This window comes from Streptomyces sp. NBC_01017, from assembly GCF_045162795.1.
GTDB lineage: Bacteria > Actinomycetota > Actinomycetes > Streptomycetales > Streptomycetaceae > Streptomyces > Streptomyces machairae.
This window is the reverse complement of record NZ_CP108683.1, coordinates 564,746-587,652: the sequence shown is the minus strand read 5'-3', so window position 1 is coordinate 587,652 and position 22,907 is coordinate 564,746. Positions and strand designations below refer to the sequence as shown.

The 22,907-nt window shown below is 68.1% G+C and carries 14 protein-coding genes and 4 pseudogenes; 13 read left to right on the top strand and 5 right to left on the bottom strand.

Annotated elements, in window-relative coordinates:
* Positions 1-320 precede the first annotated feature (320 nt).
* The 3 genes from OG331_RS02950 to OG331_RS02940 all read left to right on the top strand — a co-directional run bounded on the left by OG331_RS02950 (position 321) and on the right by OG331_RS02940 (position 2,963).
* A complete protein-coding gene (locus OG331_RS02950) occupies positions 321-863 on the top strand; it encodes a winged helix-turn-helix domain-containing protein (RefSeq protein WP_406190674.1) in 543 nt (180 codons plus the stop codon).
* Positions 788-1,390 carry a transposase gene (locus OG331_RS02945; protein ID WP_406191299.1) on the top strand — a complete coding sequence of 201 codons (603 nt, stop codon included), beginning with the start codon at positions 788-790 and terminating at the stop codon, positions 1,388-1,390. Before OG331_RS02950 ends, OG331_RS02945 begins: the two co-directional genes overlap by 76 nt.
* A gap of 145 nt (positions 1,391-1,535) precedes the next feature.
* Positions 1,536-2,963: an IS1380 family transposase gene (locus OG331_RS02940; RefSeq protein WP_406191297.1), complete on the top strand. Its 1,428-nt coding sequence runs from the start codon at positions 1,536-1,538 to the stop codon at positions 2,961-2,963.
* A gap of 651 nt (positions 2,964-3,614) precedes the next feature.
* On the opposite strand, the gene OG331_RS02935 is transcribed toward OG331_RS02940, so the two are convergent.
* Positions 3,615-3,836, bottom strand: coding sequence for a hypothetical protein (locus OG331_RS02935; protein ID WP_406191295.1), 222 nt, complete (start codon positions 3,834-3,836; stop codon positions 3,615-3,617).
* Between the two features lie 169 nt (positions 3,837-4,005).
* Here OG331_RS02935 and OG331_RS02930 point away from each other — a divergent pair.
* Positions 4,006-4,416: pseudogene (locus OG331_RS02930) on the top strand (transposase); the annotation flags it as partial.
* 493 nt (positions 4,417-4,909) lie between these two features.
* Here OG331_RS02930 and OG331_RS02925 read toward each other — a convergent pair.
* Complete coding sequence (locus OG331_RS02925; protein WP_406191293.1) at positions 4,910-5,917, bottom strand: hypothetical protein; 1,008 nt, start codon at positions 5,915-5,917, stop codon at positions 4,910-4,912.
* A gap of 165 nt (positions 5,918-6,082) precedes the next feature.
* Between OG331_RS02925 and OG331_RS02920 the strand changes: the two genes are divergently transcribed.
* The 8 genes and pseudogenes from OG331_RS02920 to OG331_RS02885 all read left to right on the top strand — a co-directional run.
* Positions 6,083-7,000: an RNA-guided endonuclease TnpB family protein gene (locus OG331_RS02920; protein WP_406191291.1), complete on the top strand. Its 918-nt coding sequence runs from the start codon at positions 6,083-6,085 to the stop codon at positions 6,998-7,000.
* 329 nt (positions 7,001-7,329) lie between these two features.
* Entirely contained in the window at positions 7,330-7,911 is a 582-nt protein-coding gene (locus tag OG331_RS02915; RefSeq protein WP_406191289.1) for a Uma2 family endonuclease, read from the top strand.
* A gap of 129 nt (positions 7,912-8,040) precedes the next feature.
* A pseudogene (locus tag OG331_RS02910) lies at positions 8,041-9,350 on the top strand (transposase).
* A gap of 2,738 nt (positions 9,351-12,088) precedes the next feature.
* A complete protein-coding gene (locus tag OG331_RS02905; protein ID WP_406191287.1) occupies positions 12,089-12,619 on the top strand; it encodes a hypothetical protein in 531 nt (176 codons plus the stop codon).
* Positions 12,620-13,430: 811 nt separating this feature from the next.
* Positions 13,431-13,739, top strand: coding sequence for a hypothetical protein (locus OG331_RS02900; RefSeq protein ID WP_406191285.1), 309 nt, complete (start codon positions 13,431-13,433; stop codon positions 13,737-13,739).
* A gap of 96 nt (positions 13,740-13,835) precedes the next feature.
* Positions 13,836-14,564 (top strand): hypothetical protein, encoded by a 729-nt coding sequence (locus OG331_RS02895; protein ID WP_406191283.1) that lies wholly within the window; start codon positions 13,836-13,838, stop codon positions 14,562-14,564.
* Positions 14,561-15,880 (top strand): helicase-associated domain-containing protein, encoded by a 1,320-nt coding sequence (locus OG331_RS02890; RefSeq protein ID WP_406191281.1) that lies wholly within the window; start codon positions 14,561-14,563, stop codon positions 15,878-15,880. The genes OG331_RS02895 and OG331_RS02890 overlap by 4 nt, the downstream gene beginning before the upstream one ends.
* Before the next feature lie 233 nt (positions 15,881-16,113).
* Positions 16,114-16,500: pseudogene (locus tag OG331_RS02885) on the top strand (dihydrofolate reductase family protein); the annotation flags it as partial.
* Between the two features lie 235 nt (positions 16,501-16,735).
* Here OG331_RS02885 and OG331_RS02880 read toward each other — a convergent pair.
* Positions 16,736-16,927: pseudogene (locus OG331_RS02880) on the bottom strand (hypothetical protein); the annotation flags it as partial.
* 222 nt (positions 16,928-17,149) lie between these two features.
* Between OG331_RS02880 and OG331_RS02875 the strand changes: the two are divergent.
* Entirely contained in the window at positions 17,150-20,005 is a 2,856-nt protein-coding gene (locus OG331_RS02875; RefSeq protein WP_406191279.1) for a LuxR C-terminal-related transcriptional regulator, read from the top strand.
* Positions 20,006-20,035: 30 nt separating this feature from the next.
* On the opposite strand, the gene tnpB is transcribed toward OG331_RS02875, so the two are convergent.
* Both tnpB and OG331_RS02865 read right to left on the bottom strand, forming a co-directional pair.
* Positions 20,036-21,412, bottom strand: a complete 1,377-nt coding sequence (tnpB, locus tag OG331_RS02870) for an IS607 family element RNA-guided endonuclease TnpB (RefSeq protein WP_406191277.1) — start codon at positions 21,410-21,412, stop codon at positions 20,036-20,038.
* A 90-nt stretch (positions 21,413-21,502) separates the two neighbouring features.
* Positions 21,503-22,354: an SDR family NAD(P)-dependent oxidoreductase gene (locus tag OG331_RS02865; RefSeq protein ID WP_406191275.1), complete on the bottom strand. Its 852-nt coding sequence runs from the start codon at positions 22,352-22,354 to the stop codon at positions 21,503-21,505.
* Between the last annotated feature and the right edge of the window lie 553 nt (positions 22,355-22,907).

Genomic DNA, 22,907 nt, shown 5'->3' with positions numbered 1-22,907 from the left:
TTTGGCTTTCGTCGCGCCGCAGTCCGAGCAGGTTTTGAGCTGGGGTACCAGCGGTCGGCCACGATGGTGGGACACGCGTTGCGTCGGCCCTTGTAGAGCAGTTGGCAGCGGACCTTTTCCGAACCCGGCATCGGCGACGTGGCGGGCGAGCCGCCGGTTGCGGAGCATTCCGGCGGCGTTGAGGTCTTCGACCACGACCGTGCCGTACTAGTGACGGCGTGTCAGTCCGGCAGGGTGTCGGTCCACCGCAAGTACTCAGCTTGAACTCGTAGACGCCGAGAGGGCGTGACGGTCCTTGATCCCTGCGGTATGGCAGGTTCATGCGGTATGCGCAGAGGGGCGGGTATACGCCTGCCGAGCAGGAACGACGTGAACAACTGCGGCTGAAGGCCGCTGAGTTATTTGAGCAGGGCGAGAGTTCTGGTGCGGTCGCGGCGGAGTTACGGGTAGCGCCGCGCACTGTGCGGCTGTGGCGTCAGCGGTGGCGCGAGGGCGGGGTGCAGGCCCTGCGTTCCAGGGGACCGGTGTCGCCGGAGCGTCTGTCGGCGCGGCAGTTCGCGCGTCTGGAAGCAGAACTGCGGCGCGGCCCGCCGGCGCACGGATTCGCCGACGACCAGCGGTGGACGCTGAAGCGGATCAAGGCGCTGATCGGGCGGCTGTTCCATGTGGGCTACACGGTGCAGGGCGTGTGGAAGCTGATGCGGCGCCACGGCTGGTCGTGCCAGGTCCCGGTGCGCCGGGCCGTCGAGCGGGACGAGGAGGCCATCGAGGTGTGGAAGCAGGAGGTGTGGCCGCAGGTAAAACCAGTGCGGCGGACCTGGGCGCCTACATCTGCTTCGAGGACGAGGCGGGGCAGGGCCTGAGGCCGCCGAAGGGCCGCACATGGGCCCCGCGCGGGGCACGGCCCGTGGTGAGGGTGCGTGGCAGAGGTTCCGGCCGGGTCAACGTGGCCGGCGCGGTCTGCTTCCGCCCCGGCGAGCGCCCGCACTTCTTCTACCGGCTGCACGTCTGTCACGGGCGCAAGGGCGAGCCCAAGAGCTTCGCCTGGCACGAGTACCGCGAACTGATCCTCGCCGTTCACCAGCAGCTGCACGCGCCGCTCGTGTGGTGCTGGGACAACCTGAACGTGCACCTGTGTGCACAGATGAAGGAGTTCGCCGACGAACACCAGGAGTGGCTGCGTGTGGTCCAGATGCCCGCGTATGCACCCGAGCTGAACCCCACCGAGGGCGTCTGGTCACTCCTGAAACGCTCCATCGCCAACTTCGTCGCCGCCGGCCTGGGCGGCCTCGTCCGCATCGTCAAGCGCAAGCTCAAGAAGATCCAGTACCGGCCCGACCTGATCAACGGCTGCCTCACCGAGACCGGCCTGGTGATCGAACCACCGTGATCCACCAGCTGGCGTCTACGAGTTCAACCCCGGCTCTTCAGCGGAATTGGTCGATCTGACGCCCTGACGGCAGAAAGGTGCCGCCGACCTGCAAGGATGCGAGTGTCTAGATCGAATCCGGCGCAGGAGTCAGGGCACCTTTCTGGTGAGTGAGCGTACAGGGTGGGACCGCGGTCTGTCTGTGACGGCCGACGGGAAAGGGCTGGTCGGGCATGCCGGGGCAGTGCTGTTGCGCAGGCTCGCCGACCGCGTGGGCCTGACCGACGCACTGGCGGGAGTGCTTCCATCGGGCACGACCTCGTCGTGGCGGGACCGGGCCACCGCGCTCGTCGGCCTCGTCGTCGCGATCACGCTCGGCGCCACGAATCTGCTGGAGGCCGAGCAACTCCAGCTCCACCACGGCCCGCTGTTCGGACCGGCAGTGTCGGACTCCACGCTGCACCGGCTGCTGTCCACGACGGACGAGACGACGCGCGCGCAGATCGCGAAGGTACGACAGCGGGTGCGTCGCCACGTCTGGACGCTGCTGCACCTGCGGCCCGGCGGCTTCCCGTATCTGACCGTCGCGGGGCGGCATCTGAAGGGCTGGATCGTGCTCGACATGGACGCCACGGTCATCACCGCGGCCTCCAGGAAACAGGGCGCCGCCGGCACGTTCAAGGGCACCTTCGGCTTCCACCCGTTGGCCGCGTGGCTGGCCAACACCGACGAGTGCCTGGCGATGGAGCTGAGGGAGGGCAACGCCGGCGCGAACACCGTCGCCGATCACCTGCGGGTGCTGGATGCCGCGCTCGCGCAGATACCCCGCTCCTCCCAGGCCAAGATCCTGGTGCGGGTCGACGGCGCCGGTGCCACGCACGGCCTGCTCAAGCGCCTTCAGGCGCTGAACACCACGCGGCGCACGGTCCGCTACACCGTCGGCTGGACGATCACGCCCGAGGACGAACGCGCCATCGCCCGCCTCCCCGAAGCCGCCTGGGAAACCTCCCTGCGACAGGACGGCGAGGTCCAAGAGGGCTACTTCGTCGCCGAGTTGACCGGGTTGAACACTCGTGAGGGCTGGCCCAAGGGCATGCGGCTGATCGTCCGCCGCGTCAAGCCCTCCCGCCGGCACCTGGGGAAGCTGACGGCGTTTGAGCAGAAGACCGGCTGGCGCTACTCGATCACTGCAACGAACATCCGGCACATGGGTCACATCGCCGGCACCCACCAAGTGCAGTTCCTCGACGTCCTCCACCGCGATCACGCCGAGGTCGAAGACCGCGTGCGCACCAACAAGGCGATGGGACTGGCGAACCTGCCGTCCAAGTCCTGGGAAACGAACGCGAGCTGGATGCTCACCGCGAACCTCGCCGCCGATCTCGACGCCTGGATGCGGCTGCTGGCCCTCCACGACCAAGCGGACCTCGCCGACGCCGAGCCGGACACGATCCGCTTCCGCCTCTACCACCTGCCCGCCCGCCTCGCCCACCACGCACGCCGCCGCCACCTGCGCATCGAACGGACCTGGCCCTGGGCCGAGACATTCACGACCAGCTGGAAGCGGATCAACAACCTGACGGTCGCCACCTGACGACCAGCCCCTTGCCCCAACGCACACCGAGAGGAGGAAGGCCAGCAGCCTCCGGGTCCGTGGAACCCGGCGCACCCCGCAGCGAGACGCGACGGCCCACCCTCACACGGCGAGGGACATTACGGGCGAACCACCAGGCCACTCAACGACCAAACCCCACCGAAGAATCGAGGTCAAGCTGAGTATCCAGGATCAATACCCACGTTGCTGGACACGACTCGCGCCCAGCGTTGCCCCGCTCGGAGGAATAGACCAATCACTTTTGCTCTTCCCTCTTGGTAATTGCTGGAGGGGGCAGGGTCGTGGGGCAGGCTCCGCCGTCCTGTCTTCGTCCGGCCCGATTCACTGCTGTTGGCGTCAGACATCGGCCGAAGGAATCGCAGTTGAGACGCTTTTGAAGACTGTTCAGGCACCTGCAAGCGCTCCGGTAATCGGCATCGGGGTGTTCCATTGCAATTCCCCACTTCGAGGAGACGGGTAAACCGAAGGTAGAGGCGATGAGGCTGTTTACGCAGGGCCTATCGGGATCCCGAAAGGGCACCGCTGGAATACCACCAGGGCGATTGCAAAGATCGCGACATAGGAGCGGGCGCCGAACCGGAAGAAGCTGCGCTGCCGGCTCAAATCCCTTCTCTGGAAGGACATCCCGCTTCAGTGACGCACCCGGGGCATCGGCCACGGCCATTCAGGGATCCGCCGGATCAAGGTCGCCACCGTGAACAGCCCCCGGGGGCCCGGCGGGCCGTCCAGATCAAGCGCCGGCGCACCGACCTCAAGACCGGCAAGACCGCCGTCAAGACGGTCTACGCCGTCACCAACCTGACCACCGAGCAGGCCACCGCGTCCCAGGTCGCCGAACTCGTCCGCGACCACTGGAAGATCGGATGGCGTCCCTTGTTGTGGTGTAGCCGATCAAGGTGCGGGCGTGCGCGGGCGGGTGCTCGGGGCGCACTTCTGTTGGTGCCTGCCGCTCCCTGACGCGAGGCGGGCCATCACGTAACTCTCCTTGGTGAACGCCCAGTTCAACCATGAGGAGTACGCGATGGCCCTGTCCCAGTCTGACCTGATACGGCTGCTGGAGTCACTACGCTCGTCTGATGGAATCGAGCTTGTCCGCAGTGTGGCCGAGCGGATGCTGCAGGAACTGATCGAGGCCGAGGTGAGCGCGCACATCGGTGCCGGCTGGAACGAGCACACCGCATCACGGACGGCCTTACGCAACGGCCACCGGGACAAGACCCTGACCACGCCAGCCGGCGACCTGGACCTGGAGATTCCCAAGCTCCGGACCGGCAGCTTCTTCCCCAGCCTGCTGGAACGCCGGCGGCGTATAGATCAGGCTCTGTATGCCGTGATCATGGAGGCCTACGTTCACGGGGTCTCCACCCGCTCGGTCGATGACCTGGTCAAGGCCCTGGGCGGGGACAGCGGGATGAGGCGCCCCGATGTTTCCGGACAGCAATCCAGCGCGCCTTCGGTGCGCGATGCAGGATGAAAGGGCTCAGTGAGCGCAACCGGGGCTGGCTGGGGCGGTGCCCGCACGGCCGCGATCCCCAGGTCGAGCTGATGACGCTGGTCGAAACGGGCACCCGGGCCGTGATCGCAGCGGTCTTCGGCCTCACTCGGCCAGGTGAGGCCTGGCAGGCGGGGTATCAGGGTCGGTCCGGTGTATCGGCTCGTGGTGGCCAGCGCCCGAACCGGTGATCATCCTTGGGTCAACGTGGTGGCGCGGTCCCGGAGGCGGGGTGGTCGTGTTCTTTCCCTTCAAGTGCGCGGCGGCTGCCCCGCGACTGACTGCGACTTTATATGCGGTCAACGCTGCGAACTGCGACGTGGCTGCTGCTGGTTGTCAGCGCTGATCGTCGTTGAGCACTCTTGCACGGCCCGGAGACGGCCCCGGGTGAACCGGTGCTGTCTCCGGGCCCGTCCGGGCTCGGATCCTCATCTCATCTCGGGTTCTGCGAGCTGTGCAGGTCAAACAGCTGCTCGCGGAGGTTGCGCTCCTCTTCAGTCGGGTGTTCTCCGCCCGTCAGAGCCTCAACCCACCTCCGCGCAACACGCCACTTGGGAGGTACGCTGCCCGTCTCCCAGTTGCCAACGCTTGATCCGAAACCGACGTCCCACTGGCTCAGCCCCCTGTAGTTTCGTAGGCGCTTCATGCAAGCGATGAAGGTTTCGTCGCTCCCTATTTTGAAACCTGTGACGGGTTGGTGCACGGGTTGGTGCTTCTGCTTTTTGCGTGTCGGGGCTGAAGTTTGGGCCTGCCGGTTGTCTTGCTTTCCCTTTGTAGTGGGGTGCGGCTTTGAGGGCGCCGGCCCGGCCGGGTCTGACACCGCTGGGTATGCCTGCTGAGCCGTGTGGGCATGGTGGGCCGGTTGCGTGACTTCGTAATCGTCCTGAGGCCGCTCTTCGACCCAGGTCCACGCATTTGCCGGGTAAGTGGGCGGCTGACCGGTGGGTGCGGGCTGTTGCGGGAGGGAGTTGGGTGCCCCTGTGTGGCCGGGATACTGAACGTACTGGGGGGCATGGGCTCCGGAGCCCGCCGCAGGGCGCCCGGGGGCCGGGTACGGGACCGTGTGGCCCTGCCGGACCGCCGGCATCTGATAGCTGTCGCTGAGACATACGTCCTGTAGCCAGTCGTTCCAGACGGCCGGGTCGTTTTCGGTGACGGACACGCCCTGACTGGCCCCCTGAACGCCAGGGGAGTACCAGGCTGCCGTCTGCAGCCAGTCGATGACGTTCTGGGTGGGCATGCCCCATTGGGCAGCGATAGCGTCCACGGTGGCCGTGACGGCCCCGCTCCTGCAGGCCTTGATGAGCGCGCCCAGCTGCTGCTCATCCTCATCGGTCCACATCTCCACCGCAAACCTCCCTGCTTGCACGCCCGCTCCCCGGTCGAGTCGGGCCACCGTGTCCGAACCGTAGTTGCGCGCGCTACGCTCCTCGGTGCCCATGTAGACAGCAGGGCGGGCACAGATCGCCTCCAGCCGCCGCCGGCCGCCCACCTCATTCCGCCCGCGACATGTCGGCACCGGCAGCCGTCCTTACTGACCCGGCCCACCACTGCCCCCTGCTTCCGCGACGGACCCGCGCTCTGGAACGGTGCTTTCTCAATCCCGATGTCGGCCGATCGCCCGCCGGAGCCGTCCACATGCAAGCTCGGCCGCCTCATCGAGGCGGGGAGCGCGCGGATCAAGTCCGCGACCGTCGGGCAGGAGGCCGAACGCTGGTTCGTCTCCTTCATCGTGGAAGTCCAGCGCGCGGAGCGTACGCCCACCCGGCCGGATGCGGTGATCGGCGTCGATCTCGGGGTGAAGACCCTCGCGGTGTTCTCCGACGGGCGCCCGGCCACCGAGAACCCGAAGCACCTGGCCGAAGCACAGCGGAAGCTGGGCCGCCTGTCCCGTACGGTCTCCCGCCGCCGAGGGCCCGACCGGCGCACCGGACAGCAGCCCTCGAACCGGTGGAAGCGCGCCGACGCCCAGCGCAACCGCGTGCACCACCGCGTCACCGCGCTGCGCCGGGACGGCATACACAAGCTCACCACCTCCCTGGCTGGGGAGTACGGCACCGTGGTGGTGGAAGACCTCAACGTCGCCGGCATGGTGAAGAACCGGAAGTCGGCTCGCTCGATCGCGGATACCGGGTTCGGTGAGATCCGCCGGCAACTCGCCTACAAGACCGCCTGGAACAGCGGACGGCTCGAAGTCGCCGACCGCTGGTTCCCCAGCTCGAAAACGTGCAGTGCCTGCGGCAACGTGAAACCCAAGCTGCCGCTGCGGGTACGCACCTACATCTGCGAAGACTGCGGATTGGTCCTGGACCGGGATGAGAATGCCGCACTCAACCTCGCCGCACTCGTGAAGCGACACGTCGCCGGGAGTGGCCCGGAGACAGTAAACGGACGTGGAGCCGACCGTAAGACCCCGCCTGGCCGGGCAGGTGGCCATGAAGCGTCTACCCCGCACCGGGCGACCCCTGCCCGGGTAAGACGGGGACCTTCGTCCAGTAATGGGCGAATCACTGCGATTCACTGAGAATCCAGCGAACGGCAGTGCACACGGCCCTGACGTTCCTGAGGGCTGAGGACTGCGGGCGGCGTTCGAGCGGCGCAGGGCCTTGATGCTGCCCGGCCCGTCCTTGAGTGACCACCTGACGTGTGCCTCGTGGAAGTGGTAGGCGGCCTCGTCGTAACCGCCCACGGCGTCGCGCCGGTTGTCGGCCTGGGCCAGCGCGCTCTGCCTCGGTCAGCCGCATGGGGGCCTTGCGACTGCGTGACAGCCCGCCGTCGCTGCTCCGCAACTCGCACCACCGACACACGTACGGCTGGCGGATAGGCTGGCCTGGGCGCCCGAAGGAGGACACGATGACGACCGCATGGGATGCGCTCCCGCCTTGGATGCTGCCGCCCCGACCTAGCGGGTGGGAGGCCGATGACCTCGACAATGCCCCGGATCTCCCCCGGCACACCGAGCTGATCGATGGAGCGCTGATCTTCATGATGTCCCCGCAGCGATCCTGGCACGCTCGCGTCGTCACCCGGCTTACGACCGCACTGGAGGACAGGGCACCCGACGGATTCGTCATCGACCGGGAAATGACGGTCAAGCTGAACGCGAAGAACCGGCCTGAACCTGACGTCCTTGCTGTCACGGTCCCATATGACCCGGACCGTACGCGCTATCTTCCCGATCAGGTCGCCCTTGCGGTTGAAGTCGTCTCAGACGAGTCCGCAGACCGGGATCGGTCACTGAAGCCGGTCAAGTACGCGCAGGCGGGTATCTCGCACTACTGGCGCATCGAGGAGGAAAACGGGCTCCCCGTCGTCCACACGTACGAGCTGGACGACACCACCCGCGCATACGTCGCCACCGGCATTTACCGCGCACGCATGAAGATCGCGGTTCCGTTCGTTATCGACATCGACCTGACCCGTCTCGTGCGCTGATCAGCAGGGCTTGTCGGCGACCGGACCTTGGCTCCTTAGCCTCGCTGTTGCACTTGGGTACGGCTGGCTTTGGGGCGGAAACGCGAAAGTGCCTTCCTGACCTGGGACGATGAACCTTGCTGAGGGGTTCTGTCGGTCCACGCGGAGGGCACTTTCTACGTGCAGGCTATCGGGTTGCGTCCCAAGGTCCATGTCAGTGCCGATGGTTCGGGAGTGGTCGGGCATGCCGGGGCACGGTTGCTGGCGGATCTCGCTGATGCCACCGGGCTGACCGCCGCGTACTCCGCCGCTCTCAGGTCGCTTCGGCCGCGCGGGACCGGGCATGATCCGGGCCGGGTCGCCACCGACCTGGCGGTGATGCTCGCCGATGGTGGTGAGGCGATCGCGGATCTGGCCGTGCTGCGGGACCAGGCAGGGGTGTTCGGCCCAGTCGCCTCCACGCCCACCGCTTGGCGGTTGCTCGCTGACACCGACGAGGCTGCACTCGCTTCGCTGCGAGCGGCCCGCGGTTCAGCCCGGGAAGTCGCCTGGATACAGGCCGCCGAGATCGGCGAGGGCATACCTGCTGCTCGGGCCGGCGGACGAGAACTTCCCGGCCTGATTCTGGACTTCGATGCCACGCTGGTCACCTGCCACTCCGAGAAGGAGGCGGCCGCACCCACCCATAAGGGCGGCTTCGGCTTCCACCCGCTGCTGTGTTTCCTCGCGAACACCGGCGAGGCCGTGTTCGGGCGGCTGCGGCCCTCGAACTCCGGAGCCAACACCGCCGCCGATCACATCGCGGTGCTCGACCAGGCGCTCGCGCAGATCCCCGACGCTCACCGGCTCGGCACCGAGATCCTCATCCGCGCCGACAGTGCCGGATCCGCGAAAGCCTTCCTCGGCCACGTCCGCGACCTGCGGAAACGAGGAATTCGTACCTTCTTGGCCTGGTCGATCTGGACGGCTATCCGACCGGCACCCGCATCATTGTGCGCCGGGAGCGGCCGCACCCCGGAGCCCAGCTGTCCCTGTTCGATCAGGACGAGGGCCTGCGGCATCAGGTGTTCCTCACCGACACCCCGTACTCCGCAGGCGGATCCGCCCAGTTCCTGGAGGCCCGTCACCGCGCGCACGCATGCGTCGAGGACCACATCCGGTGCGGCAAGACCACCGGCTTCGGCCGCTTCCCCTCCCGCGACTTCGCCGTCAACGCCGTCTGGCTCGAACTCAGCCTCGCGGCGATCGATCTGCTGGTCTGGACGCGCGTCCTGCTGCTGGACGGGGAACTGGCTACTGCCGAGCCGAAGAAGCTCCGCTACCGGCTGCCACACGTCGCCGCTCGCCTCACCCGCGGCGGCCGACGCCTGCGCTTGCGGATATCGACGACCTGGCCCTGGAGAAACGAGCTGGCCACGGCCTTCCATCGCCTCGCCGCACTGCCCCGTCCCGCCGGCTGACCGGCAAACCCCTAACCCCCCACGACCTGAAAGGCCCTGGAGAACCCGACCACCGCGCCGGGTCTCCACCATGTCCGAACACCGAAATCGGTTCGGCCACCCGACAGTTGCCCCTCAACGACGCCTCATCGCCCCAACCGAAACGGCGAGGTTAGCAAGGGTGACCGTTTTGCTTCCGGCACCCGCAGGCCAAATCTTTCCGGCACGGAAGCAGCTCACTGGGGTGCAGGTCAACATATGAGCGCTGGCCCACGACCGAGGACCGCTCGGTGGCGGGACACGGCGACAGGCCGGGATCGTCAGGGAACGACATGACCTTCACGTCCTGCGCACCAGACGTGCTCACCCCACAGGTACTTGCGGATGTGGCCGGGGAGTATGCAGGCACAACGGGAACAGGAGGAGATGGAGCAACGAGCACGGCACCCTTGCAGATCGTGAAGCGTGAAGAACTCCATAAATGCCGTGCCCGTTTCATGCCCGAGCGCCCCCTATGAGGTCATACCGGACATTGAGGGAACACTCCGGGGCCCTGACACGATCACAGCGACCAACAGGGTTGAGCGTGTTGTTCATTTCCAGGCTCTAAGAAAACAGGGCAGTGTGGTTCTGGTCATCCCATCGGTCCATCACGGATACGTCTTGTCCACCAAGACCAGGGCCGAGACGAGCTGCAGGTGCGTACAGGTCGAATCGAGCATTTCCCAGTTGCCGTAGCGTGTGCGGAATACCCTCCGGGAACCACACTGTAATGCTGACGGCTCCCATACTGGCCTCCTGACGGTCGACAAACCCTTGCCAGGAGGCACCCTGTCCCGTGTTTGGATTTGTACCTGCGTACACGATTACGACTTCAGTGTCGAAGGATTCCATGTCTTCAGTCCTTTCGATGATCCGACCTTGGAGCGGAGCCGTGAGGAGCACATCAGTATTGCTGCCAGACACCCGGTGCTGTCTGGGCCGGAAGGGCAAGCAAACGCGCCATGTTCAAGGATTGGCGGCTGTGGACGCCGGCCAGTACTACAGTCGGAGATCTTGTGACGGGGCTCGTCCTGGGTCTTGGTCTCGGGCATCACATATCTGCCCACGCTCGACGGCTGGTGGTATCCGGCCACGGTCATCGACCCGGCGACACGTGATCCGCACGATCAAGCTGGGCGGCCCCCGGCTGCCGGGCGTGGAGTCGGGGGCCGTCACAGACACGATCGTCGCGGGGGACGTGCACGTGTCTGCCGGTACAACGCAACCGCCGCCAGGAGGTCACGCGCCACGGCCTGACCCAGGCACCGGGCCGTGAGTGAGGGCCTGGCAGGCAATTGTGGATGTACAGCAGGCGGCCCGCACAGAGCAGAGAGGGCGCGGGCCGCCTGTACCACGGCTGTCTTCCAGGGATGTGACGTCCTCGAAGCGGCAGCCGGAGATTCCAGTGGGGGGTGAAGTCGGCATCCCACCGGAATCTCGCGGTGCTGAACGAGCGAAGGCATCAAGCAGTTACGGCTGCAAGAGCCCGACCGTGGCGGTCACCAGCGGGTTGCGGCAGCTGACTGGGCCATGGCCTGGAGCCTGTCCAGGAGGAGGGGGAGGCAGCCGGCGACGGCGTCGGGGGCCCGCCGAGGGACTGGTTTGCGGCAGGTGTCGCGTTTCGGCCGACCACAGGCCGCGCCATCCCGCGTAGGGCACCATCGCGTCGTGCCGACGGGTGCTGCCGAGGCAGGCCCGGGTGGCACACGCGTCGCCGTGACGGCGCAGTGCCCTCTCGAACACCGCCCGGTCGAAGGCGGTTGGACGCCACCACGGCACGGCCATGGAAGGTGTCCCGCAGCGCTGCCCTCTCCCTGCTGACCTCAGCGAAGGGAAGGGAGCGGGGCGTATGCACCCAGCTTTTGGAACGCGCTTATGCCTCATGGGCTCGCGCTCAGAACGGGTGCGCGTCCGCCTTACACGGGGCGGCGCCGGACTGCCCGCGGTGGGAGCGGATGCACCTGTTGTAATGGCGTCCGTCACCAAGGTCCACCGGAACGCGGAGGGAGGCAGCGACGTCTTCGGCGTCGATCTCGACGACCGTGCGGCGCTGCCCTTGTCATTGAAGGTCCGCTGCTTATGCCGCCCTGTGACGATGACGCCTCGCCCGGCAGGGAAGGGGGTACGACCCCCCAGGAGTCCGAAGCGGCCCCGTATCCATCGAACGCGCAGGCTCACGCCTTGCCGGGCCGGGTAGTGCAGAGGGCGGTCGCTCCCGAAGCGTTCATCGAAAGGGCGCTTGAGGTCGAACCCATGGCGTGGCCCGGGTTCAAGGAGCAGCTCCCATCTCAACGTTGTGCAGCCCGGTCCAGGGGCAGGTTTCCATGAAGCGCGGACGCCCGTCGTGTCGGCAACTGTGCCGTGCTCCGACGTGTCCCAGCCTCCTGTTGAACCGTCATGACGGGCAGATCTCTGCACCCGGTCGGGCAGAGCGGGTGCCCCGCTCCCGGCGGCATTGGTGTCCGGCGAGAGCCGCCGCACCGTGGGTCAGCCGCTGCGGCGGGCGGCCGGGTCCCGGGCGGCGACGTGCCTGGCGACGGCGTCGACGCACGGGAGGGCGTATCGCTCAAGTGAGCGGATGGAGGCGTGCCGGGAGTCATGGTTAGGCGGATCTTCCCCTCTGGTCAGGGTGCACTCCCGAAAGTGAATCTTGTAGGGGTGCTGTTGATTGCACGCCTGAGGTGCGTTGGCGGAGTATCGGGGCGCATCCTGGTCCTATGCTCCGCAAGGGTGACAAGCAGGTCTCTCGTGCTGGTGTGATGCGCCTGCGTACGGTCGAAGACATCGATGTGCTGATGGGCAGGCTGCGCGCCATGCGCGCCAAGCTGGTCGCGTGTCCGGACGAGACGGACGAGGTACGTGCGCTGGTGCACGCGTGCGCCACCGTGACCGCGGCCTGGTCGGACGACCTTGCCTGCCAGTTCGCCGACACCGGCTACAGCGCCGAGGATTTGTTCACTGCGGCATGGGAGCTGTTGCAGGCTCTGCCTCCTACACCGTCCGGCTTCGAGACAGCTGCAGACCCGCACTTCTTCGAGGTGCTGCGGGACGCTACGGCCGAGATGCTGGCCCGCCTGTGGATCATCGGTTACCTGTTGGGCCCGGTTCCCACCGACGCCTGGCCCAACATCGATCTGGCCCGCGCCCTGCTCCGGTCGCTGGAACGCCATGCGGATGACCGCACCCTTGCCGACGACCTGCACCAGGCAGGGCTCGCTCCTCCCAGCGACCCACTAGGGCCTGTGTGATGTGATCAATCTTTGTCGATCCGGGTCCCTTGGGGGGATCTGGTTGGAAGACGGTCGTGACTCGCAGGCAACTCACTGACGAGAAGTGGAAGTTGATCGAGCCGTTCCTGCCGATAGGCGAGTACGGGCCATACCCCGAGCGGCTGCGGGATCAGTTCGAGGGGCTGGCAGCTGTTGAGTAATCCATCAGCGTCTCTCGGTCTCTGTTGTCTTGTGCCGTGACGGTGTGCGGTGCTCCGAGTGGGGATCGGTGTCTGATGGCGTGTCCTGTCTGGTACGAGACTCCGGATCTTTGTTTCCCGGAGGGGAACGAGGGTTCCTTCATCGAATGTGTGACCTTTGGGTGTGGTTTTCGTTGGGTGTGGTGGGAGGTCTTCGGGGCTTGGGGTGGGGCTGTCGAGTGAGCGGGAAGTTCCGGCCGCGGCCCGGCTGTGTGGTGCAGGCGTTCCGGTTCGCTCTGCCGCCACCCGCTGGTGACGGCCACGGCCAGGCTCTTTGCCGTAACTGCTTGATCACCTCGCTCGTTCATACCTGCGAGATTCCGGATCGGGACGCCGACTCACCACCCCGCCGGACTCTCCGGCTCGTCGCTACGAGGACGTCACACCTCTGGAAGACGGCCATGGTGCAGTCGGTCCGCGCTTCCTCTGCTCGGTGCGGACCGACTGTTACCGCGAGACAACGGCTGCCAGGCAGCCTGGGCCTGTGTCAGGAGTCCGGTGCACTATGACAGCCCGTCCACGACTGGGTTGTGTACCGCCCTCGCCCCGCGCTCCATGAGGGGCCGGGCGCGGCCGGTATCGTGCCCGGGATGGGGACATGGAGCAGGGCCCAGTTGGACAGGCTGGTCGAGGAGGCCACCGTCGACGCCTACGGCGAGGACGAGGAAATCACGGGCCTGTTCACGATGATCGAGGAACATCTGGCCATGCCGTTCGCCACGACGGTCCTGGGAGTGGAAGTGAGCGTCATCGGCGTCGACCTCACCGAGAGTGGGATCGTGGCGATCTGCACCCGCGGCGAACAGCGGCAGCCCATCGGGCTTCTCGATCTGCCGCTGCGCACTCCCGCACCGAGCGGCACGCAATGGATCGAGGCCTACCGCCACTGGGCGGGCTGACACCCTGCCAGGTTGTGCCCGGGCACGGTACCAGGCGCCGCGGGGGGCCCGCGGTCGGCAGCGACGGGGTTCGGGCTGGTCGGGCACACTGGCGCAGTGCGCGAAGACGATGACACAGAACTGCTGGAACGGGTACGGGCGTTGCGGGCAGCCGGCAGTGGCCCCAAGCAGGTGGCGCGGGCGTTGGGGCTTCGCCCCGGGCAAGCGGGGGCGCTGCTGCGGCGGGCCGCAGCAGCCGACCAGGCGGTGGAACCGGGAGACCGGCCGGTGGTGGGCTGCTGGGTGAGTCCGGGCTGGAGCAGCGGGCTGGACCTGTCGGCCTGCCCTGGGTGGGCGGCCCAGGACTCCTCGGCGGGTGAGGAAGCAACCGGGGCGGGGTTCGCGCAGCTGCTGGTGGCACGCCGGGAACGGGCAAGCCGGGTGACGGTGACCGGTGTGCTGGTAGACGTGTACTGCCTGGGCATCAAGAACGTGATCGAGCCCCGCACCATGGGTGCGGGTTCGCTGAAGGCCTACCGGCGCTCCTACTACAGCGCGTTCCAGGAACCCTCCCTGCCGATCGGTATCGAGCAGGCGCAGGCCATCGTCTACGGGGCCGTGGCCTACGCCCGTGAGCTCGGATTCGAGCCGGCCCCCGGCTTCACGCAAGCAGCCGCAGTGCTGGGGGAACCAGCCGGCGCGCTAGCGCAGATCGGCTTCGGGAACCAGGGGATGCCTTTCTATCTGAACGGTCCCCGCGATGACGCCCGCGCGGTGCTGGCCACCTTGGAGCGCACCCGCGGCGCGGGCAACTACCACTACATCCTCGCCTCGGGGCCGATGTGACCCACCCGCACAACACCGAGACATCGCAGATCCGCCTGACCGAACACCGCGCCCAGGCCGATCTGCGGACACTGCTGCAACTGTGCGCCGCAGGCCGGGTGAAGTGCAGTGCCAAGACACTGCGCCCGTCCGCCGCAACCCTCGTCCAGGTGGCCGAGATGCTGGACGCAGGCGACTTCTATCCCGATGAGCCGATAGCCGCCTTCGCCTGGCCCCTGCTCCTGCAGGCCGGCGGCCTGGCCCAGCTGGCTGCCGGTAAGCTCGCGCTGACCGCGCGCGGCCGGCAGGCCCTCACTCAACCCGCAAACCAGGTGCTGGCCGGCCTGTGGCAACGCTGGCTTTCCAGCACGATCCTGGACGAGTTCTCCCGCATCGAAGCAATCAAAGGGCAGCGCGCCGCGAACGTGCTCAGCGCACTCAAGCCGCGGCGCGGCCACGTCGGCGCCGCGCTGGCTGCCCTGATCGCCGGCGAGTGGACCACCGTCGACCAGCTCTTCACCACCATGCGCAAGGCGGGGCACAATCCCTCGGTCGCACGCTCCGAACGCGCCCTGTGGAAGCTCTACCTGGAAGACCCCGAGTACGGCAGCCTCGGCTACGACAGCCACCACCCCTGGACGCTGCTCCAAGGCCGCTACACCATGGCCGTGCTGTTCGAGTACGCCGCACCGCTGGGACTGATCGACGTCGAGTACGTGGACCCGGCCGGGGCACGCGACGACTACCAGCACAACTGGGGCGGCGACTGGCTGGAGCGCCTCAGCCGCTACGACGGCCTGCAAGCCATCCGCCTCACCCCCCTCGGCGCCTACGCCACCGGCCAGACGCCCGCCTACCTCCCCGGGCCGGCCCCCGAACCGGCCACCGCCGGAGGCGCCACAGGGCTGAAGGTCCTAGCCAACCACGACCTGGTCGCCCTCGACGGCCTCCCCCCGGCCCAGGCCCTGCTCCTGGACGCCTTCGCCACCCGCACCGGCGACTGGACCTGGACCGTGAGCCCCGCCTCCCTCCTGGCCGCTGTGCACGCCGGACGCAACCTCGCCGAACTACGCACCTACCTCAACCACGTCACCGCCCTACCGGACACAGTCGCCACGCTCCTGGCCGACGCCGAGCGGCGCGTCGGCCAGGCCCGCGATCTCGGACCCGTCCACCTCATCGAGTGCGCAGACGTCGCCACCTGCGCGCTGCTGGCCAGCGACCGGCGCATCCGCGCGCTCGCCACCCGCCTCGGCGGCCGCCACCTTTCCGTCCCCGTCGACAAACTCGACCGCTTCCGCAAAGCCGCCCTCAGCCTCGGACACCCCGTCACCTGAAAGCCACTCACCCCGCCAACTCCCCAGCCATTCCTCCCACAAGCGACCTCACTCATCGCCGGGAGTGTCATGATTCGTGATAGACCCGCCCCGCCGGATCGGCGGGGCCGCATTGTCTGCTGTTGTGGTCAGGGAGTGAGGTCCAGTACACGGACGGGCTCTCCTGCCCAGCGGTGCGGGGCGGTGGTGGCGATGAGCGCGCCGTCGGGACGGTCCGGGGTGGGCTGCGCCGTGAGGCGTCCGTCGACGAGCTCACGCAGGCGTCCAAGGTGGTGTTCTCCTCCTCACTCGAGGAGCCACTGACGTGGGCCAACTCCACGCTCGTCCGCGACGACGCCGTCGAGGCGGTCCGCGCCATGAAGTCGAGTGGCTCGGGGCTCCTCAGCACGATCGGCAGCCTCAGCCTGTGCCGGTCCCTGCTACGAGCCGGACTCGTCGACCGCTTCCGGGTCGTGATGTTCCCGGTGATCACCGGGGCCACGGGCGAGGAACGCATCTACGACGGCTATCCGGACGTTGCCCTCGAGATGATCGAGCACCGCACCTTCGACGGCCGCATCCAGCTGGTCGAGTACAAGCCCCGCGTGCTCGAGCACCCGCCGCTTCACGTCCCTGCGTGACGTCGCCCCGTCCGCCGGTCTGGACGGGCCGCCAGGCCGGCGCCAGCGGGCGCGGAGCAAGACCTAATAGAGGGCGAACGGCCAACGTCAGGGCGCCCGGTCCAGGTCGTGGCGCGGTGGAGGGCGACAGGGTTCCTCTCGCACCCGGAGGCGGTCCCGGCCTCAGCCGACACGGTCATGTCTGTCATCAGGTGGTACTCCGTTTCGAAGATCCACCGTTGACCGTACAGACCCCCTTGTAGGACTTGCCCTGCGGGCGCTCCCGCAGCTTCCCGAGGCCGCCCTTCACTGTTGCCTTGATGGCGGCGAGCACGGCGGCCATTGCCGGGTCGACCTGCTTGTGCTGCTCCATTGCCGGGTCGACCTGCTTGTGCTGCTCCATCGCCGTGAGGAACTGCTGGTCGTCCAAGAGCGGCATCGCACCGACCCGTCGGCATCGCCCGCGCTAGGCACTGCCCGCTGTGCAACGGCTGGGGAACCGTCGCCGACGGCAGCTGCCTCGTGGCGTGCCCCCACTGCCAACGGCCACAGCCCGGACGGTAGGCGCGCCGCCGCTCACGACGTTCTGGCGGTCGCGGTGATCTCGCCGTCGGTAGGACGTACCCTGGAAAAGCGAGTTGCGGCAGGTGGCGGAAGCTGGTGGCCAGGCATGAATACCGAGTCGCGGGATATGTCCTACGCGGCGGCGGGTGCCTGGGAGCCGGCGGTTGTGCCGGGGGCGGAGGGGGATTTCGCGGGCCGGGCACAGGAGCTTGCGGCGATCGGACAGTGCCGGGCCGAGGCGGTGGCGGGGGCGCCGTGGGTGGTGGTGATCGAGGGCGAGCCGGGGATCGGGAAGACCGCGCTTGCGCGGCGTGCGCTGGCGGCGGGACCGGACGGGATGCGGGTGTGCTGGTGTACGTGCGACCTCTTCGAGCAGGACTACCCCTACGGGGTCGTCGAGCAGCTGCTACGCCGACTGCCTGCGACGAAGTCCGGGATCGGGGAGCCGGTGGCGGCGCCCACGGGGTCCCCGCTCGCTGTAGGCGCGGATCTGCTGGCGGCTCTGGCCGTCGCTGCCGAGTCCGGCGCGCTGGCGGTGGTGATCGACGACATTCCCTGGGCGGACGACGAGTCCCTCAAGGCGCTGTCGTTCGTGCTGCGCCGCCTGTACAGCGAACCCGTTCTGACGGTACTCACGGCCCGGATCCACGACGCCGAGACCTCTGACGGCGTGGCGGCCGCGGCGGGGGATTGGCACACGGTTGTCCGGGGTGCGGCCCGGGTGCTGCCGCTGAAGCTGACGGGCCTGAGCGTGGAGGAGACGGCCCAGATGATTGCCGTCGCCGGCGCCGGGACACTGAGCCGCCAGGCTGTTGACAGGCTGTGGGAACACACCGCCGGGCATCCCTTGTATCTGCGGTCGCTGCTTGGCGAGGCCGGTCCCGGGGCGCTGGCGGACCTGGCTGTGCCGCTGCCGGTGCCGTCCACCCTGGACGAGCTGGTCCGCCACATCCTGGACCGCCTGCCGGCGCAGGCCCGCCGCCTTACTGAGGCTCTCGCTGTCCTGGACGCCGCCACCCCGCTGGCCACCGCCGCCCGGCTGGCCGGCCTGTCCGATGCTGCCGCCGCCCTGGATGCGGCTCTGGCCGGAGGCCTGGTGCAGTGGCAGCCGGACGAGCCCACCACCCCGCTGCGTATGCACCACCAGCTCCAGCGCGACGCCGTCTACCAGGCCATCACTCCCAGCCGCCGCCACGCCCTGCACGCCGCCGCTGCCACCCTGGTCGGCCCGGACCGGGCCTGGGACCACCGGGTGGCCGCCGCCGTCACCACCGACCCGGAACTGGCGGGCCGGCTGGCCGACGAGGCCACCCGGCAGGCAGGAGAGGGCCGTCACCACCGCGCCGCCACGCTCCAGCTGTGGGCCGCCGACCTCGCCCCCACCCGCGAACAGCACGAACACCACCTGATCACTGCCGTCACCCACCTCCTCGCCAGCTGGGCCATCGCCCGCGCCCGTACCCTGCACCCGGCCCTCGAACACTGCGCCCCCAGCCCGGCCCGCGACGCCGCCCTCGGCTCCCTGGCCGGCCTCGGCGGCGACCTCGGCGCCGCCGAGCGGCTCCTCGCGCCCCTCACGGCCTCGGCCGGCGACCTGGCCACCCGCCTGAGGGCCGCCACCTGGCTCGGCGTCATGCACCTCCTGCGGGCCGACGGCCCCCGGGCGGTTGCCGTCCTGCGCCCGGTCGTGGACCGGATGCCGCCGAGCCCGGCGACCTACGAGGTCTACGGCGACCTCGCATGGGCGGTCGGGTATGCCGACGGGGCCCCGGCCGGGCTGGCAGTGATGGCCGAGACCGGCCTGCCCGAGCACGCCGACCGGGTCGCCCACAAAGACAGCTTCTTGCTGAACCACCGGGGCGGCTTGCGGGTGCTGGCCGGACAGCTCGGGGCCGGGGTCGACGACCTGGCCACCCTCGCCGCCCGCATGCGCGCCGACGGCAATCTCGCCGTCACGCCCTCCGTCCACTACATGCTCGGCTTCGGCCGCTACCTCACCGGCCAATGGCCGGATGCCGCCATCAGCGCCGGCCACGCCCTGCTGGTCGCCGACACCCTGGCACTGCCCTACGGCCTAGCTGCCGGCCACACGGTCGCCGCCATGGTGCACGCGCAGCAGGGCCACCGCGGCCAGGCCGAAACCGACCTGGCCGCCTGCCGCGAGGCGGCCGCGCTCTTCCCGGAGCGGAACTGCATCTTCCCGGTGCTAGCCACGGCGGTACTGGCACAGGCCCACGCCGACCGGCCGGCCATCCGCGAGGCCATCCGGCTGCTGGACGACCCCAACGCCATCACCCCTGGAGCGCGCACCGCCCTGCTGGTGCTGTGGGCTCCGCTGTACATCGAGGCCCTCACCGCCCCCGACCACCGACCCACCGCCGACGACCTCCGCCATGCCGAGGACGCCCTGCACGCCTTCGACCGACTCGCCGAGCACGTGCCCGCCCTCACCGCCACCAGCCACTGGCTGCACGGCCGCCTCGCCACCGCCCACGGCGACACCCACACCGCCCTGCACCACTACCGCGAGGGTCTGGCCACTCCGGCTCGCGACGGCGACGACATTCCCCTGCACCGCGCCTTCCTCCACCACCACCTCGCCCGCCACCTCCAGGCCACCGGCCGGCCCGACGAGGCTGCCCACCACCTCCAGCAGGCCCACCACACCTACACCACCCTCGGCGCCACCCCTCACGCCCGGCGCGCCGCCCACGACCTCGCTCCGCTCCACCCCGCCGGCATACCGGCCGATGTACCCGGCCCGGCCGACACCCTGACCGAACGCGAACACGAAGTCGCCCACCTTGCCAGCCGGGGCCTGACCAACCAGGAGATCGCCCGCGAGCTCTTCGTCAGCCCCAAGACCGTCGAGTATCACCTCGGCAACGTCTACACCAAGCTTCACCTCACCGGCCGCCGCCAGCTCCGCACCGCCCTGCAATCCGCCGCCGTCGGAGGGTGAGACCGGAGTGGCAATCCGTTCGCTGGATTCTCAGTGAATCGCAGTGATTCGCCCATTGCTGGACGAAGGTCCCCGTCTTACCCGGGCAGGGGTCGCCCGGTGCGGGGTAGACGCTTCATGGCCACCTGCCCGGCCAGGCGGGGTCTTACGGTCGGCTCCACGTCCGTTTACTGTCTCCGGGCCACTCCCGGCGACGTGCCGCTTCACGAGTGCGGCGAGGTTGAGTGCGGCATTCTCATCCCGGTCCAGGACCAGTCCGCAGTCTTCGCAGATGTAGGTGCGTACCCGCAGCGGCAGCTTGGGTTTCACGTTGCCGCAGGCACTGCACGTTTTCGAGCTGGGGAACCAGCGGTCGGCGACTTCGAGCCGTCCGCTGTTCCAGGCGGTCTTGTAGGCGAGTTGCGGGCGGATCTCACCGAACCCGGTATCCGCGATCGAGCGGGCCGGCTTCCGGTTCTTCACCATGCCGGCGACGTTGAGGTCTTCCACCACCACGGTGCCGTACTCCCCAGCCAGGGAGGTGGTGAGCTTGTGTATGCCGTCCCGGCGCAGCGCGGTGACGCGGTGGTGCACGCGGTTGCGCTGGGCGTCGGCGCGCTTCCACCGGTTCGAGGGCTGCTGTCCGGTGCGCCGGTCGGGCCCTCGGCGGCGGGAGACCGTACGGGACAGGCGGCCCAGCTTCCGCTGTGCTTCGGCCAGGTGCTTCGGGTTCTCGGTGGCCGGGCGCCCGTCGGAGAACACCGCGAGGGTCTTCACCCCGAGATCGACGCCGATCACCGCATCCGGCCGGGTGGGCGTACGCTCCGCGCGCTGGACTTCCACGATGAAGGAGACGAACCAGCGTTCGGCCTCCTGCCCGACGGTCGCGGACTTGATCCGCGCGCTCCCCGCCTCGATGAGGCGGCCGAGCTTGCATGTGGACTCGTGTGTCCTGATCCGCCCCAGCACGGGCAGCACCACATGCATACGCCCGTCCAGCCGGATCACACCCGTGGTGAACCTGACCGAAGGCGTGGCCTTCCGCTTCGACTTGAAGCGCGGGAAACCCATCCGCGGGCCCCTGCGCCTGCCCCGCTTGGAATCGGCCCAGTTCTTCAACGCAGACGCGAGCCGGTCAAGACCGGTGGCGTACGCCTCCTTCGAGCACACCGCCCACCAGGGGGCAACGGCGTCCTTTGCCTGGTTCCACGCCTTGCGCAGCCAGTACATCGACCACGACACCGTAGGCGTCAACTCCGCCTCGGCAATGCCGTAGGAGCGTTCCGCCTCACGCCGGGACAAGTTCGCCTTCACCACGGCCAGACCCCAGTTGTAGGCGACACGAGCCGCGCCGGCATGCCGGAACATCGCACCGGCCTGACGCGGCGTCGGGTCCAGCGCAAACCGGTAGGCGTGCGTCGTGATCACCCCAAGAACCGTACCTGCCCCCGCTGACAACCCGACACCAGCAACCCCAACGATCAAGAGAACCTGACGAAGCTTGCTGCCGTTCGGCGGTCAGCCGACCCAGGCATCGGTGACTCCGTGAACTGCGGAGCCGTCGAGGTCCGCCAGCTTGGTGCTGACGAAGGTGCGAGCCCAGTCGGAGGTCTGGACCCTGAACTTGGGCCGGTCGGCGTTGAGAACCTCCATCACGGCCTCGGCCGCTGCCGCCGGTGTCTGGGCGCTTCCGTCCAGGAACTGGTCTGCGGTGCGGTTGATGTAATGGCGCAGCGTGTCAGAGTAGGGATCGGCGGCGACGGAAACGTCGGCATCGAGGTCGATGCCGATATTGCTCACGAACTTGCTGTCCACAGCTCCGGGTTCCACGACGGACACATGTACGCCTTGTGTCCGCGCGACGGGTGCCAGGCTCTCCATGTAGCCTTCGACGGCGAACTTCGCGGCACAATATGCCTCGTTGAAGGGCTGTCCGACGACACCCCCGACGCTGGTGACAGTGATCAAGCGGCCGCCGGTGGTCCGCAGGTGGGGAAGCGCGGCCTTGGAGACGCTCAGCACACCGAAGAAGTTGACTTCCATCACGTCGCGAATGTCTGCGAGGGAGTCGTTCTCCAGAGTGCCCAAATGTCCGGCCCCCGCGTTGTTCACGACGGCGTCCAGGCGGCCATGATCGGCGATCACCCCGTCAACAGCGGCAGCGACGGACGTCTCGTCGGTTACATCAAGTGCACGGATGTCGAGCTCGATGCCTGCTTCTGCAGCGGCTTCACGCAGCGCGTCGGCGCGGGTGGTGTCGCGAAGGGTGGCAATCGAACGCCAGCCAGCTCGGGCGGCGGCGACGGCGACGGCGAGGCCGATTCCGGAAGAGGTTCCGGTGATGAGAACGGTGCGAGTGGTGGCGGACATGGTGAGCCTTCCCAAGTTGGTGTTCCTGAGCGCAACTTAACTACAGGTGATCATTTTTGACGGAACATCAGATCATCGTTTCGGGCTCGCGGCGTGGCGCCTGTGGGGCTGCTTCCTTCCCTTCTGCCTCTTAGGGCGGAAATGCAGGCAGAGGTTGAGGCTGGAGGGTTGAGCAGCAACTGGCGGATGAGGCCGCGTAGATGGACTGCCATCGGCGAGCCAAGGCGGCCAGTTTTTGTGGTTCATCTCACCTGCCCGGTACTGCAGCCGGAGATGTCCGGTGCATCAACACCGCCCGGCAGTGCCGGTGATGTGGACGGCCCGTCAGGTGCCGGGTGAAGTCCGGGCAGGTCGGGACCTTCCAGCCGGCGTCCCGGGCGACCGTCAGGGGGCAGGGCTTAACGCTGATGGGGGCCTGCCGGCGGTCGTAGGGCTTGCTGAGCCTACGCCGAGCTGCGGCCTTCACCGTCTCGGTACCAGACGGGCGCAGGGTATCCACTTACCGCTCTCTGGTTGGTGGCAAGCTCCTTGCTTCGAACTACCCACCAGTATC

What these genes read in the sequence shown, in the direction of transcription:
- OG331_RS02950 (WP_406190674.1), top strand. Translation starts at nt 321, where the DNA reads ATGCGGTATGCGCAGAGGGGCGGGTATACGCCTGCCGAGCAGGAACGA.
- OG331_RS02915 (WP_406191289.1), top strand. Translation starts at nt 7,330, where the DNA reads ATGACGACCGCATGGGATGCGCTCCCGCCTTGGATGCTGCCGCCCCGA.
- OG331_RS02865 (WP_406191275.1), bottom strand. Translation starts at nt 22,354, where the DNA reads ATGTCCGCCACCACTCGCACCGTTCTCATCACCGGAACCTCTTCCGGA.
- OG331_RS02875 (WP_406191279.1), top strand. Translation starts at nt 17,150, where the DNA reads ATGAATACCGAGTCGCGGGATATGTCCTACGCGGCGGCGGGTGCCTGG.
- OG331_RS02925 (WP_406191293.1), bottom strand. Translation starts at nt 5,917, where the DNA reads ATGGGCACCGAGGAGCGTAGCGCGCGCAACTACGGTTCGGACACGGTG.
- OG331_RS02905 (WP_406191287.1), top strand. Translation starts at nt 12,089, where the DNA reads ATGCTCCGCAAGGGTGACAAGCAGGTCTCTCGTGCTGGTGTGATGCGC.
- OG331_RS02920 (WP_406191291.1), top strand. Translation starts at nt 6,083, where the DNA reads ATGTCGGCCGATCGCCCGCCGGAGCCGTCCACATGCAAGCTCGGCCGC.
- OG331_RS02900 (WP_406191285.1), top strand. Translation starts at nt 13,431, where the DNA reads ATGGGGACATGGAGCAGGGCCCAGTTGGACAGGCTGGTCGAGGAGGCC.